Here is a 1,122-nt window from a genome sequence, read left to right as displayed (position 1 = left end):
TGCAAACGCGTCAGCTAACACAAATAACGAGGGATAGATCAAATAATACGGAGCCATTTTGGCATCCTGATGGACAAATCACTCATTCTTTACATCGGATCGGGGTGGTAAACCCCAGATATATAGAGTAAATTTGAGCGACGGGTCGACTAGCCGTCTTACTTGGCAAGGCAGCCAAAACCTAGGTGGGCAGATAACGCCAGATGGACGATTCTTGATTATGGTCAATCGARRCGATTCAGGTTTTAATTTGGCTAAGCAAGATCTCGAAACCGGCGCCGTTCAGGTATTAACCAAAACGTTGTTGGACGAGTCTCCGAGTATCGCCCCGAATGGAGGTATGGTGATTTATAGCTCCATTTACGATAAAAAAAATGTGTTGTCGATGGTTTCTATCGATGGCCGCTTTAAAGCTAGATTACCGGCAACAAATGGGCGTGTAAGAGCTCCCGCATGGTCTCCGTTTTGTAGCAACTAAGTTTGATAAACAAAGGAAATAAGATGCAACTTAATAAGGTTCTTAAAGGGCTTCTAATCGCACTRCCAGTGATGGCTGTTACCGCGTGTAGCTCTAGTGATGACGCTGCGTCTAACGCAGGCACCAGCACTGAAACAAACCAAACGACTTCTGGTTCTGCGAACAACAACTGACACAAACAGTTGTAACGCCAATCGATCAGAATGGTCAGCTTTCTGAGCAAGAACTGAAAGAGCAAGCTCTTCGTGAAACTCAGACAATCTACTTCGCGTTTGACAATGCAACTATCTCTAGCGATTACGAAGAGATGCTAGCAGCTCACGCAGCTTACCTAGCAAAAAATGTAACCTAAAAAGTGACTATCGAAGGTCACGCTGACGAGCGTGGTACTCCTGAGTACAACATCGCACTAGGTGAGCGTCGTGCGCAAGCTGTTGCTAAATACCTACAAGCGCTAGGTGTTCAGGCAGACCAAATTGCTATCGTAAGCTACGGTGAAGAGAAGCCTCTACTACTAGGCCAGACTGAAGAAGTCTACGCGAAAAACCGTCGCGCAGTTCTAGTAGTACTAATTGAGGAATTGCCTCATGTTCAGTAACACTAAGCGAGCTGTTACGCTTACGGTTACTGGCAAGTGCAGCGAA

2 pseudogenes are annotated in these 1,122 nt (G+C 45.8%); both read left to right on the top strand.

Annotated features, from left to right (window positions below):
- A pseudogene (locus CIK04_RS28945) lies at positions 1-478 on the top strand (Tol-Pal system protein TolB); the annotation flags it as partial.
- Between the two features lie 23 nt (positions 479-501).
- Positions 502-1,076: pseudogene (pal, locus tag CIK04_RS28940) on the top strand (peptidoglycan-associated lipoprotein Pal).
- Positions 1,077-1,122 lie beyond the last annotated feature (46 nt).

The organism is Vibrio sp. 03_296 (assembly GCF_002265885.1).
This window is presented reverse-complemented; position numbering and strand designations above follow the sequence as displayed.